Origin of the sequence: Nodularia sp. LEGE 04288, from assembly GCF_963896525.1 — a bacterium.
Lineage (GTDB): Bacteria > Cyanobacteriota > Cyanobacteriia > Cyanobacteriales > Nostocaceae > Nodularia.
Genome location: NZ_CAWQOY010000144.1, coordinates 1 through 13,912, shown reverse-complemented (window position 1 = coordinate 13,912; position 13,912 = coordinate 1). Strand labels below are relative to the sequence as shown.

The following is a 13,912-nucleotide window of genomic DNA, read 5'->3' as shown; positions in this document are numbered from 1 at the left end:
CCAGCACCTGCAATTACGAACTAAACCTTTAACTGAGTTACGGCGATATTACCGGAAAAACAGACATCAACATCACTGCCAGGAGTGCGATAGCGTTTGCCATATTCCCCCACATAATAAAAATCGTCGCCGTCAATGCGATAGTTAATCGGTAAAGGTTTAGTACAGGGTTGGCAAAACACGATCTGAGGATCGGCATCCCCTGGTTGCAGATGTGGCAAATTCACATTCCAGAAGCTTCCAGGTTCTAAGAAACGCGGGAATAAGTCAGCTAAAACTTCAGCAGTCAACTTAGCAGCTAGATCCCAATCCAGAGTTTGCTTACCTTTGCGATATTGAGAAATCGCAATTCCGGGAATATTTTGTGTCGCAGCTTCGCGCACAGCCGCCACAGTACCGGAAATATACGCATCTACTCCCAAGTTTCCCCCAGCATTAATCCCTGAAAGCACAAATTTAATATCTGGGCAAATTTGGGTGGTGGCGATTCTCACACAATCGGCGGGAGTCCCGGCAATCGCATACTCACTTTCAGAACGCCGTTGGAGATTAATCGCACGAGTTGTAGTGACTTGATGCCCACATCCAGATTGATGGTCTTTAGGGGCGGCAATAATTGTTTTTTTACCATTTATAGCCTGAAACAGGGCTTGAATACCGGGAGCGTCAATCCCGTCATCATTGGTCAACATTATGGTCATATATAGCCCATTTACATAAAAAACATCAATACAATTGTGCTGTGTGCTTGAGAACTTTAGCAAAAGTGAATTTAAACCACAGATAGACACAAATAGAGGATATTTCATCTAATTTCGGGACAAAAGGGCAGGATGCTCACCCCACAAGATTTATAGTATGAAGATGTGTACTTGATTTCTCTGATCTGTGTTTATCTGTGGTTAATTGTTCTGGGATTGCAGTTAGCTACTCAACGCTTTGAAAAAACGTTGCAAACTCTTGAAAACACTGGGCTTTTTCCCTGGTGTAGCATCTTTACCTGTTTGTGGTTGTCCTTGCATGACAATCAGATCCAACTCATCACCTGTTGGCCTTGTCGGTAATTCGGTAACTTTTTCATACTTGCCGTTTGTTTCTACCCATACTTCCCATAATCCGGGATAGCAGCGAAATACAGCCGTTGTATCATCTACAGGACGCAGGTAGTAACAAGATTCCAGAGTACTAATGAAACGCTGGCGGGTTTGTCTGGCTGTATAGCCAATACCCACAACCCCAGAATCTTCCAGGCGGGGATTTAACATCACAAAAGGGCGATCGCCTATATTTTCACATAGCTTTTCCACTTGGGGAACTTCTATAGAAGTTGGGGCAATAAATAAGAAAATTTCGTCCTCTGGCTGAATTTTCGACTGTAGGGAAGCCGCCCTCCCTGTGCCGATATCCAAAATTTTAAATGGTGTACCTGCCCAATCACGGATAGCTAGGGCTGCACCACCAGCGTCAGGAAAGAAAATTTTCAGGCGGGAATCATATTCGGCAAACAGGGGCAAAAATTGTTCTGCTACCGGCATCAGTTTCAGTTCTGGGAACAGGAAATCAACTTGTAAGCGAGTGTAACCATCTGCAAGGGCTGCTTGGGTAGCTATGCGAGATTGGGCGATCGCTTGTTCTAGACTATTGGGAAGTTCAGGCATAGTTTATATTTGAATCGGGCTTATACTTCCATTGTTTCAGTCTTTTTGGCAACAGCAACACACAGACGAAAGCCAAATCTAAAATTCGACGTTCGATTACTCCCTAACGCTGCTCTACGATACGCTACGCAAACGCTATCCAGCCCTAGATTTATCTCTGGGGTCGAACCCAAATCTCAAATTGTTTGACTCCGCCTAAATGCCATTCGCTCAAGACCCTTGCGGTAGATGGGTATATAATCCTTGACCTTGGGTATCGTAAATAAATACTGGCAGATTCACATGATTACCAATTACGCCTAAAGTCTCTTGTAAAATTTGCCAATAATTTGGAGTCTGAAGGTCGGCTTCAGATAATGTTGTCTGTAGCATTTGTTCATACTCAGGAGTGAGCGAGACAGCAATTCCGGTGTTATTGATCGTAAAAGTGCAAATCCGAATTTCTCTAGAACAAGTTTGCTCTAGGTCATTACGAACTTGTTGCAAATTAATATTGACTTGAAGCTTTGCTTGTGCTTGTTTGAGGGCGGTGGAGTAAGGTTCAATCAGACTCTGAGATTGATTGTAGTAAACACTATCTTGAGAAGTTTGTTGAGCATTCTGTAAAGCCTGACTCCAGTATGTCACTGCTACGTGCCACTGGTTTTTTTGCTCATATGTTTGGGCTTGATTGGCTGTGCTGATGGCTTGTTGATAACTTCTAGCTGCTAATTGTTCTGTGGTGGCGCGATCGCGTGTCCTTGCTAGTCGAGGTTTATACTCTAATAACAGTTTTTGTGCTTCTGGGTAGGCTGGGCTAGTAGGGGGAATAATATTCAAAGCATTAATTACTACTTGCCACGTAGTCTGTGACTTTTGCCAGTCATTTAAGGATTTAGCATTGGCTTCACGCTCTTGGGCGACAATGACTACAGCCTTGGCATCATTGAGTTTTTTTAGCCATTGTTCTTGGGCAAGTAACTGCTGATTTACAGCTTGTAAACTCACACGATATTTTGATAATCTCGGTTGTACTAGCTCATAGAGTTCACTACTAGAGGATACAGCCTCCAAAGGTGCGATCGCCCCTCGCCATGAATATTGTATATCTTGTAATTCTTCAAGACTATTTGCCGTTCTTTGAGTTTTTGTCTCTGCCATGTCACCCGCCTGTAAAGCCATTACCACCTGGTTAATTTCGTCTGACTGCATAGACAAACGAGCTTTTAACTCCTGGGCTTGTTGGTAGCGCGGTGACCAATGGGGAATAATTGACAGGTCGGTACTGGCTGTTATTAGTTGCTGTTGTGCAGCAATTAATTGATTTGCGGAATTAGCATCACGCATCCGTTGTCTAAATTCCCCGTTCAATTGTTGAGCAGTTTGGAGTTCTTTGCACTCAGACATCACACAAGGACGAGTTACCAAATAAACGCCACTACCAAACACACAAATTCCCACCAAAGTTATCCCTATCAGTAGAGATTTCACGGGGCGGTGTGACTGGGTAGTCAACAAATCTGGTGTATCTATGAAAGGATCAAAAGCTGCTTCTGGTTCATTCTCGATGATAGATGGAGTATAGGTTAGAGAAGATGAAAGAGGTATTGCTCGCCTCATTTCCTTCTTTTGCTTGATCATCAAAGAACGTCTAGCATAAGGAAGTTCTTCCCCAAATATTCTGATAAAGCACTGTACGCGCTGTTCCCGGTCGGTTGGTGAGGAGTGGAGTGCTTCTGACAGCACGAAGAAAAGATATTCAGTGTCAACAGTCACACCAACTGGATGTTGAGTTAAAACCATTAACTCTTTGTTTTTGACAGCACACTTAATTTGGAAGACTTCACCAGAGGGGACTTCTGCAAGAAGTTTTTCCTGCAACGTTCTAGTTAAAACTTGTAAGTCTTCCGGCTGAACTGCTACTTTCATAGAGAGTTACTGCTGATTTTCTATATTGTTGTGTTGATCTGGGAAAGCTGAAAATCAAGGATTTACGTTGATGAAATGTAGATGCACAGTTTCATTAACTACAATCAGAAAATCAAATAGACCAACTTTTTAGCACAAATTATGATTTTTTAGCAAATTGTTACATTTTGATAATTATTCACATGGTGAATACGGGTTAAAAAAGACGAAAGGGGCAGGGGTGCAGGGAGCAGGGAGCAGGGGGGAAAAATTGTGACTTCCCAATGTGACTAATGACCAATTACGACCCTAGCCAGTTAACTTTATTTACGCCGACCTACTTATCCGTTTAGGTCTTAACCTCCTTGGCGGTTGCTATAAGTGCAATTATGTTTCAAACTCCCCCTTGCACCCTGCACCCCGCTCCCCTGCTTCTTCCCCCATTCCCCACTCCCTCTTCGGTAAAGCCCAAACTGAAGCCAGTTCAAGTGCTAGCTGCAAGCTGCGGCCACAAAAGCGTCTCCAGCACGTCTGAGGTGAGAAAAAAGAATGTATCAATTTTTTTTGACATGAATGCTGGTTTTGTTATATGCTGGCAAACTTACGGATGATATTAATAAGTTTTAGTAATTATAGTAGTCGTTTTTTCATCCGCGAAACTAATTTGCATCCTTTACCGAATTCGATAGAATTAATACATAAAAAATAAATTATTTATTATAGACGCAGAAAACTCAATTGTGTAATCATCGTGCTAAAAAAAGTTAAAAACAGCACCAGAGAAATCCTTTTGGAAGTGTAAATACAAGGTGCAAGTAAATGGATTTATTAGAGTATCAAGTTAAAGAATGGTTTGGGAAAATAGGCATTCCCGTCTTGCCTTCCCAACGAATTGACCATCCTACAGATTTGAAACGGTTAAAAATTCGCTATCCGATTGTACTCAAGTCGCAGGTCTATGCAGGCGAAAGAGCCAAAGCAGGCGGAGTTAGGTTTGTCGAAACCACCATTGATGCGATCGCAGCGGCACAAAATATCTTTAATTTGCCGATTTGGGGCGAGTTACCGGAAGTTTTACTGGCAGAATCTAAGTATGTCGGTCAAAAAGAATTTTATCTAGCAGTAGTTTTAGATACAGCTGTCTGCCGACCAGTGCTTCTAGGCTGCACAGAACCCGATATTGATTGGGAATCCGCAGGAGAGAAAATGCATCACGTTGTTGTTGAACAAGAATTTTCTCCTTTCTATGCCCGGCGACTGGCGTTAAAAATGGGTTTGCAAGGTACATTAATGCAGTCTGTTAGCTCGGTTGTCGAGAAGATGTATCAGTTGTTTGTGCAGAAAGATTTAGACTTGGTGGAAATTAATCCCTTGGCCGTGAGTGCGTCAGGTCAAGTTATGGCTCTCAATGGTAAAGTCAGTATCAACGAACGCGCCATTGGCCGCCATCCAGACTTAGCAGAGATCGCCGTAAAAATAGCTAACCGTCATAGCAGAAGTTCAATCAACGGTCATTTAGGCGATTGGGATGGTTTAGAATTACACGGTAAAATTGGCATCTTGGGTAATGGTACTGGTTCCATGATGGCTACCTTAGATTTAGTCACCAGTGCAGGTGGTAAACCAGGTAGTTGTCTGAATTTGCGCCATGCTTTCCTCACAGATGTGTCGCCGACGACTTTTTGCGATCGCCTCGCCAAAGGTTTGAACATTTTAGCCGCTGACAAAAGCATTCAAGTCATACTGCTTAACCTTCTTGGTAGTGTCCCTCAGACTGAGGAAGTGTCGGACATCATTAGCAATTTTGTCCAGCAAGACCACCACGAAATCAAATCTCAGACTATAAGAGTTAGCAGCAGAACTCGCCGAGAGTCTCATTTTCCGCGATTGGTTGTCCGGATTGCTGGTTCTGAGTTCAATGTTGCTCAGAATGTTTTAGCTACCTTAAACACTCAAACTGATGCTTTGATAGTAGTAGAAAATTTAGATGAAGCGGTCGCAGAAGCTGTTCGTCTGGCCAAGCCAACTGCTTACAAAAAAGTTTGAGCCAATTTTTCAAATTTTCCCAACAAAGTAGTTGTTCATGAAAACATTAGCAGCATTTTACTGACCATACCCTCCGAAAGTTGGACAGGATCAGCAAGAATTTTGGCACCATTGCTTCCCATGACTCCTGGTGCTGAATTACTGCGTCAAGGTTTGAATTTAACCAAGTTATTAATCGCTTTCATCAATGGCGCAGTATATTTTGCCGTAGGATTATAGATATTTCGTCAAGCTGAAGGCAAAGCCAAGCAACAAGGAATATTAAGAGGATACTAATCCTCATACGTAATAATAAACTTATTCCGTAATTTGCTCCATCTACCAAAACGTTTTATGAACCTAACACCAGACAGCAAAGTATTAATCCAGGGCTTTTCTGAATTTATCACAGCAACTCATATTGCTCAAATGAAAGCTTATGGTACAAATTTGGTTGCTGGTGTCAATCCCGGATGTGGTGGACAGCAACGCTACAATCTGCCAGTATTCGACTTGGTGGAAGAGGTAGTGGCGAAATTTGGCGTAATTGACACAGCGATTATCTGCGTACACCCATACCAAGTTTTAGATGCAGCATTAGAAGCGATCGCCTGCAATATCAGCCAGATTATCATCATTACTGGTGGTGTACCACCGTTGGATATGGTGAAATTACTTCGCAAAGCCGAAGCCGGTGAAACTTTGATAGTAGGGCCGAACAGTCCCGGAATTATTGTACCGGGAAAAATCCTCTTGGGGACTCAACCGAGCGAATTGTATACACCTGGCCCTGTGGGGATTGTGAGCCGTAGTAGTACCCTGACTTATGAAGTGGCGTGGGAATTAACCAAAGCTGGTTTAGGGCAATCAATTAGTGTCAGTATTGGTAGTGATGCGATCGTTGGTTCATCATTTCTGCAATGGCTGCAAATTCTCGATGAAGATGAAACCACAGAAGCGATCGTTTTAGTCGGTCAACCAGGCGGTGATAGTGAAGAAGCCGCAGCGCGGTACATTACTGAAGCCATTGATAAACCAGTAATTGCCTATATTGCCGGTAGACACGCACCAGCCGCCAAAAATTGGCGACAAAGCGGGACTTTAGCCACAGTTATCGGACGTGACCCTAATTTTGGCACAGCACAAAGTAAATTAGCTGCTTTTAAAGAAGCAAAAATTCCAGTCGCGGAACGTCCTTCTCTAATTCCAGAACTGGTAAAAAAGGGAATTAAATTAGTTAAAAGTTCGTAGTTAATCAGCAGGTATTAATGCGACTATCTTTGAGGTTATTGACATGATGCCTTGAACCAGGCTAAACCCCTACATAAATCATGGATAGGGGTTTCGTCCTCAAACAATATCCATCGAACTCACGTAAACAAGAAATTAGCACCAAACAAGTTAACATTCACATCAGCACCAATAAAGCCAGTTGTCGCGGATAATGTCACTAATAACTGACCACTTCCAAAACCACTATTACCAGCAATACCATCACCCAAACGCAGTAAAGTATTACTAAATGATCTCACCACATCAATATTCGGAATGCCTGTAAATTGGATTTGATCACCACCGGCACCACGCACAAACTGATAAACCGTATCTGCACCATCATTCAAAGCATAATTGACAATATCTACCGCACCATCATTCAAACCCAAATAGAGTTTATCATTACCAGTTCCACCAATGAGAGTATCTGCACCTGCATTACCAATGAGTGTATCTGCACCTGCATCACCTGTTAGAGTGTTAGCTGCGGCGTTACCTGTGAGGATATTAATCAGGTCATTACCAGTACCATTGATAGCAGATGTGCCTTCTAAAGTCAGGTTTTCTAGGTTATTTTCCAATGTGTAACTAATAGTGCTGAAAACATTATCAGTTCCCTGACCAGCCAATTCTATGATGGTATCTCCGACATAATCAACATAGTAGGAATCATTACCAGCACCACCAATCATGGTATCTGCACCTGCTTGACCATTGAGGACATTATTACGACTGTTACCTGTGAGGATATTATTGAGGTCATTACCAGTACCATTGATAGCAGATGTGCCTTCTAAAGTTAGGTTTTCTACGTGATTTTCTAATGTGTAACTAATAGTGCTGAAAACAGTATCAGTTCCCTGATCAGCAATTTCTGTGATCGTATCTCCTGCATTATTAACATAGTAGGAATCATTACCCTCACCCCCAATCATGGTATCTGCACCTGCTTGACCATTGAGGACATTATTCCCACTGTTACCTATGAGAATATTATTTAAACTATTACCAGTACCATTGATAGCAGATGTGCCTTCTAAAGTCAGGTTTTCTAAGTTATTTCCTAATGTGTAACTAATAGTGCTGAAAGCAGTATCAGTTCCCTGACCAAAATTTTCTGTGATTTTATCTCCCACATTATCAACATAGTAGAAATCATTACCAGCACCACCAATCATGGTATCTGCACCTGTTCCGCCGTTCAGGTAATCATTACCATTACCACCGGTTAAATTATCGTTTCCTGCACCTGCTTGAATCCAATCATCACCGCTATTACCTACAAAACTGATTTTACCAGTAAATCCACTTAAATCAAAGCGTTCAAATCCGATGATGGTTGTACCAGGAATATTAAATTGATTAGCATTATTGCTATTAATAGTAATGGCATTGGCACTAGTTCCTCCGGTAATAATCAGAGTATCAATTTCTGTACCACCGTTCAAAGTATCGTTTTGTTGTAAATTATCAAAGGTGCTAGTGATGGTGTCATTTCCACCTTGAGCGTTTATGATATCTTTTTGGGCTGTGGTGGTGAAGTTTTCGTTATTTGCTGTTCCTGTGACGACGTTATCTTGGTTGTTGGGATTGATATTAATCGTGAACTGTCGATCATAGGATAAGCCACCTTGGTCAGTGGTGCGAACTAGAACGCTGTAGATATTTTTGGTTGCATAGTTGAAAATGGCGTTTGTTTGCAGTTGATTGCCACTGATAGTAAAAGATGCGTTATCAGTTGCACCTGTACCTGTCACTAGACTATAGGTAAAGGAGTCACCAATATCGGGATCTGTGGTGCTGAGATTACCAATTATTGTACCAACAGCTTGATTGTCCGCAACGGCGTTATTACTCAGATTGAGATTTGTGGGAGCATCGTTAACCGCAGTCACGTTGATATTACGGTTAACAGTGGTACTGTTTAAACCACCATCATTAACTTGAAAACTGATAGTGCGAGGTGTAGTATTTGGGCTATCGCTGCTGTTGGTATAGGTAATGGAACGTAAAGCGGTTTGGTAATTAGCAACTGTAGCCGCACCAGTTAAGGTTAAAACCCCTATACTGTTGTTGTAATTGCCTGTAATTCCGTTTTGATTCGTAAAACTGAGGATATCTTGACTAGAAACGAAGCCAGAAGTAATCCTGACGGTAGCGCTAGCTAGGTTAGGTGAATCGACATCACTGACGGTGATAGCTGGGTCAATAATTGTAGTCGCATTCTCAATGTAGGATAAAGCGGTGCTGGTAGGGGTGACTACAGGGGGTTCAGTAATACTAGCGGCAATATTACCACTGATAAAATATTGACCTAAACTGCCATAATCTGTGTAGCCAGTACCAAGAGGATTTCCTTTACCTACACCATCAATTTTGAGGTAATACGTTCCAGCATCCACACTTGTGTCGATAATTGCAAATAGGGACTCTGTTGGATTGGAGGATACAAGTAATGTACCAACAGAATTGTATAGCTCTGCTAAAATATCTAGGTTTGGTCCGCGAGTAAAGGGATTCACGGTTAAGCTAATTGCACCAGCACCAGTATAAAAACTATAGAAATCAATATCTGTATTACGTTCGATGATGCCACTACCACTGAAAGTTGTACCAGAAACGGTTAATGCCTTTGCTGTAGCAATTGTATTCCCAGTATCATCTGTTCGGTAGCCAAAACCATTTTGGGTCGTAATAATTTGCAAATCATCTTCAGTATTCTTAGCGGAAGCATACTGGCCTTTGCTCCACTGGGTTACGTTCTGGAAGTCGGAGAATCCCATAATTGGTGCCCAGCCTGTGTCACCGCTACCATGTCCATAGTAGTATTCCTCAGATGGGCTAATACGTCCATCATGGCTAAGTCCTAGAGTATGACCTACTTCATGGGAGATAGTCTCAGCCGTAGGTTTCTCCTGTTCGGACATATCCTCACTAAACATAAAAGTGGGAGTATCAGTATTCCAATTGAAAGAACCAAAGTAGGCGATTCCTGATAATCTCTGACCAATCCAGTCCAAGCCGCTACCACCAATAACAGCACGCACACCCCAACGAGTATCGTTAGCACCACTCTTAATCAGATCGTTAATATCTGTTGGTGCTTGGGTTGTGACATTAACATTAAAGGGGATAAAATCTTCAGCGACACGCTGCCAAATATACTGAATTCTTTCCAGTTCAGTCGAGCTAAAGGAGGCTGGATTGCCATCTAAGTCAAAGGCAGGGGTAACAATATTAGCCCCATTTGTAAAGTTTTGATTCCATGCAGTACCAGAGGTGGTATGCCCATTGAAATCTAAATAAATTGTCTGGTTGGCTCCTGCTAGGCTGTTTAGGAAGAAAGTTTGGGATAAATCTAAAGCTGCTGATACAGGTGCTGTTAACTGTTGGGGTTCATTATTGATGCGATTTAGATCCACTAAAGGACGCGCACAAGATGAGCAGCTACACCCTAAAATGCGTGGATGTGTTGTAGGGATAACAGGGTCTACAGCTTGGTTGATATTCGGCTGCACAGATGTGATTTCTCGTTCAGTTACGTTATTCGCTAGTGAAAATCTAGCAAAAATCGCCTTTTCATCTCTACGTATATCTGTCTGATTGATTTCTGGCAGAACAGCACTTCCCGCTTCTGGTGTGGAAGTTGTAATTAAAGTATCTGATAGATTAATTTTATTGGTGCTGGTGGGTTTGCCGATTAGCCCTACATAAGCTATGCGATCGCCTGTGCTATATCTAGTATTGATACTGCTGTTGCTGTTATGAAGCAGAATCGACTCAACATTCCAAGTTGTAGTTAGTGATTGATAATTCTGTAAATTATCCAAACTCAGTTGCGTATTACCTAAATACAAAGATTTTGGAGAACCGTGAGAAATGATATGTAAGGTGGTAATTTGGGAATTTTGTTGTAAGAGTTCTGTAATTTCTGCAATCCCGTCTCTTTCTCGTGAAAGAATAAATGTTTTCGCTCCCTCAAGAATTCCGTTCTGTAGGGTTTTGTAGTCGGGAACAGAGGAATCAATAAAGACAACTGTATTTGTTTGCGAGAACAAAGATTTATTTAACATTTTGATAATTTTTTCACCTGATAAAATAATGTAATTTCCTATTGCATTGAAACTAATTTTTACTAGCGCTTTTCTATTAATCTCTTTAAATAAAAATTAGAAACCTGTATATTTCTAGGCTTTTATAAATTTAGGAGTAGGTTGAGTTGTTCGCGTCAGGGTTGCGGAGCAATGGTACGTTCACATAGTGTGCAGAGGGCATAAAATAACACCGAAAACCTTGGTTTTGTGAGGTTTCAGTTTGTACCCCTACAGGGAAGTAAGCTACAACCCAACTGACATTTTCTTCTTCATCAGAGTCATGAAATAGCGCTAGTCGTTATACAAACAAGTTGAAGTATAAATAAGATAGTAATATATTTGACTAAGATAGAAAACCGTAATTTCGCTGAGACAAAACCCATTGTTGCTGGGTCATATTAAAGGTTGCTTCCCCAAAGATTTGGAACGTATCCCTGACGAGAGCAGTACGTAGGTATTACTCAACAAAACTTGGCAAATGTTGTTGGGTTTCCTGATGTCAAACCAACCTTGTATTTTAAAAGAAGTGGTAAAAGATAAGTAGGTAGGCACGAAAAAACTAAACTATCTCAAGATCAGGAAATACTGAGAACAATTAGTCCGTAACCCACCAGAAACTTAAGGATAATGGTGGGTTACGCTGCGCTAACCCACCCTACTAGCGTGGCAAGGCTAAAATGTTGCAATATATTTTTGAGAAAATTGAGATGAATCGATGTTTTCAGCTTTTTCTCTAATGCACTATTTTAAGCTTGCCACGCCACTACATTGGGTAATTTATTTTTTGGTGTTCCCTAAATTAGACTTTTCAAACATCCTCTGAGGCGATTTAAGACAGGCTATACCTACAATTAAGTAGGTGAGTATGGAAAAACCAAACTATATTACGACTCGTAAACACCCATGAAACCCTTACCAATGACCAATGACAAAGGACAAATGACGACCCCCGCCAGTTAACTTTATTTACGCCCACCTATTTACTGTTTGACCCCAGAATCACCCGAATCGAATTCTGGAGAGTATGTCAAATACTTTCTTTGTAAATTTCCAATAATTTGGGAATGTAATCATATCCATCTACACCAATAATCGCAATCATTTTCGGGCGATGTTGCTGTAATAAACTTTGGAAAGCTTCGGCTCCCATTTGTCCTTGTAAAATTGTCAGTAAACCTGCTGATTGTCGCCATTCATTAGAAGCAATTTGCTCTAACAGATACATTCCTAAGCCACCAGTATAAATAGCTTTTTCTGAGTTTTGTAAGTTATAATAAGCTTCTGATAAATAAGCTAAATTTCGCCCTTGAAGATATAAGTCTCCGGATACTTGGGCTGTTTTAAAACCATTTTCTAAATAGGGAATTGCTGCTTGTGATTGACCTATAACTAGATAGGCAATTCCTAAACTATTAAAACATAAAGCTTGGCTTTGAATATCTCCTAATTGTTCTGATAACTTTAGCCCTTGTTTTAAATAGTTAATAGCTGTTTCATAGACTTCTGTTTCTACTTGTTCCAGCTTTTGCGCCTGCATGACTTCGCTGTAACCTAAGTTTACGAGGGCATTGGCTTCTGCTGTGCGTTCTCCTGTTTGCCGACTCAGCATTAAGGCGCGTTGACTATTATTAATCGCTTCAGTATAATTTTTTTCTTGTACATAGGTACGGCTGAGGTGGTTGAGATTGGCAATTTCACAGGGGCGATCGCCTGCGTTTCTCGCTATCTCCAAAGCTTGCTGATGAAAGTTGATAGAACGCTGATACTGCCCTAATGCACGCTGTGAATAGCCTAACAGTGTAAGGATTCTGGCTTTTTCTTGGGTTCCCTCTACTCGTCGCAATGGCTCATCGAGATAATCTAGGGCATCCCGTAGAGAATTTCCGGCAAAAGAGGCGAAAATACCGCCATAAAGCGGAAAATATGGACGTTGAGCAAAGGTGCGTAAAATCTGGAGCATAATTTGAGAACAGCCATTACTGTATGCGGCTCTACTCTGGAAACCACTGGCTAACTGACTCCAAATCACTGCAAAGGTCAAGAATGTGGAAATTGACATTTTTGAGCCGGCTTGGATGTTGTAGGCTTGTTGGTCGAACCAGTTGACTAAACCTCGTTGCAGGTATTGTAAAATTAATGCTATTTCTACCCAGTCACTCAGGGTAATATTGCTTTGTTTTTCGGCAAATTCAATGGCAGATTCTCCCATTGCTAAGGCGCGAAACAGGGATTGGGGGACATTACTATTAATCTGCTTTGCCCAAGTTGCCCAAGGGCCACTTTCTCCGGGAACGCCACCAAAACCCAATTGCTGATTTTTTTCATACATCCAGCTGACCAAGTGTTCTTGTAGTCTTTGCCAAGTGGCTAAACCACGGGTAATTCCTTGGGATATTTCTGGTAAATCTGGATCTACCTGAGCAAATTGTTGTAAAGCTTTGGCTAACTGTTGTAGTTGTTGAACATTCGGCGGGTGCTTCTGATTGGGGTCGATCACACGTAAAAATATAGTCAGACGTTCATCTGTAGAAGCTGTAGTAATTTCTCTAACGGCTGAGGCGATCGCTTCTGTAGCTTGATTTTGCTGAGAATATCTTTGCCATTGGCTTTGAATGGTTTTAATCGCTCTCAATTTCCGGTTGGCTTTGGCTTGCTTGAGTTCGTCGGTTTCACCATCCACTTGGCTTTGAATGCTACTGAGGCGATCGCTCAAAACTAATTCAAAGACTTCCCCAGTCCCGGAAATTAGATTTTTTTGCAGCATTTGGTACACCATCTCTACAGAGCTAATTTTGCCCTTGAGGGTGGATTCAATAATTTCATCGATGAAAGCAAGATAGCGATCGCGGATTGGCAAAGATTCAGACACAGTAGCGGCTAGGGAACGTCAATTTCCATTTTAGGGCATTAGTCATTGGTCATTAGTCATTGGTCATTCATAATCTTTCCCCCCTGCTCCCTGCACCCTGCCCC

Annotated in this window: 7 protein-coding genes; 2 read left to right on the top strand and 5 right to left on the bottom strand. The window is 41.6% G+C overall.

Annotated features, from left to right (window positions below):
• Positions 1 to 20: 20 nt before the first annotated feature.
• From surE to AACX33_RS20590, 3 genes are all read right to left on the bottom strand, one after another.
• Positions 21 to 701 (bottom strand): 5'/3'-nucleotidase SurE, encoded by a 681-nt coding sequence (gene surE, locus AACX33_RS20600; RefSeq protein ID WP_194000576.1) that lies wholly within the window; start codon positions 699 to 701, stop codon positions 21 to 23.
• Between the two features lie 222 nt (positions 702 to 923).
• Positions 924 to 1,658 (bottom strand): DUF1995 family protein, encoded by a 735-nt coding sequence (locus tag AACX33_RS20595; protein WP_194000574.1) that lies wholly within the window; start codon positions 1,656 to 1,658, stop codon positions 924 to 926.
• 210 nt (positions 1,659 to 1,868) lie between these two features.
• Positions 1,869 to 3,566, bottom strand: coding sequence for a phage tail tape measure protein (locus AACX33_RS20590; RefSeq protein WP_194000572.1), 1,698 nt, complete (start codon positions 3,564 to 3,566; stop codon positions 1,869 to 1,871).
• Between the two features lie 798 nt (positions 3,567 to 4,364).
• On the opposite strand from AACX33_RS20590, the gene AACX33_RS20585 reads away from it, so the two are divergent.
• Complete coding sequence (locus tag AACX33_RS20585; protein ID WP_194000570.1) at positions 4,365 to 5,591, top strand: succinate--CoA ligase subunit beta; 1,227 nt, start codon at positions 4,365 to 4,367, stop codon at positions 5,589 to 5,591.
• Between the two features lie 333 nt (positions 5,592 to 5,924).
• Complete coding sequence (locus AACX33_RS20580) at positions 5,925 to 6,821, top strand: succinate--CoA ligase subunit alpha (RefSeq protein ID WP_194000568.1); 897 nt, start codon at positions 5,925 to 5,927, stop codon at positions 6,819 to 6,821.
• Positions 6,822 to 6,940: 119 nt separating this feature from the next.
• Here AACX33_RS20580 and AACX33_RS20575 read toward each other — a convergent pair whose 3' ends face one another.
• Together AACX33_RS20575 and AACX33_RS20570 are read right to left on the bottom strand one after the other, a co-directional pair.
• Positions 6,941 to 10,918, bottom strand: coding sequence for a DUF4347 domain-containing protein (locus tag AACX33_RS20575; protein ID WP_194000566.1), 3,978 nt, complete (start codon positions 10,916 to 10,918; stop codon positions 6,941 to 6,943).
• Between the two features lie 1,048 nt (positions 10,919 to 11,966).
• Positions 11,967 to 13,808, bottom strand: coding sequence for a tetratricopeptide repeat protein (locus tag AACX33_RS20570; protein ID WP_194000564.1), 1,842 nt, complete (start codon positions 13,806 to 13,808; stop codon positions 11,967 to 11,969).
• Positions 13,809 to 13,912 lie beyond the last annotated feature (104 nt).

Excerpts from the sequence above, each read along its gene's own strand:
- AACX33_RS20585 (WP_194000570.1), top strand. The coding sequence starts at position 4,365 with ATGGATTTATTAGAGTATCAAGTTAAAGAATGGTTTGGGAAAATAGGC.
- AACX33_RS20590 (WP_194000572.1), bottom strand. The coding sequence starts at position 3,566 with ATGAAAGTAGCAGTTCAGCCGGAAGACTTACAAGTTTTAACTAGAACG.
- AACX33_RS20580 (WP_194000568.1), top strand. The coding sequence starts at position 5,925 with ATGAACCTAACACCAGACAGCAAAGTATTAATCCAGGGCTTTTCTGAA.
- AACX33_RS20575 (WP_194000566.1), bottom strand. The coding sequence starts at position 10,918 with ATGTTAAATAAATCTTTGTTCTCGCAAACAAATACAGTTGTCTTTATT.
- surE (WP_194000576.1), bottom strand. The coding sequence starts at position 701 with ATGACCATAATGTTGACCAATGATGACGGGATTGACGCTCCCGGTATT.
- AACX33_RS20595 (WP_194000574.1), bottom strand. The coding sequence starts at position 1,658 with ATGCCTGAACTTCCCAATAGTCTAGAACAAGCGATCGCCCAATCTCGC.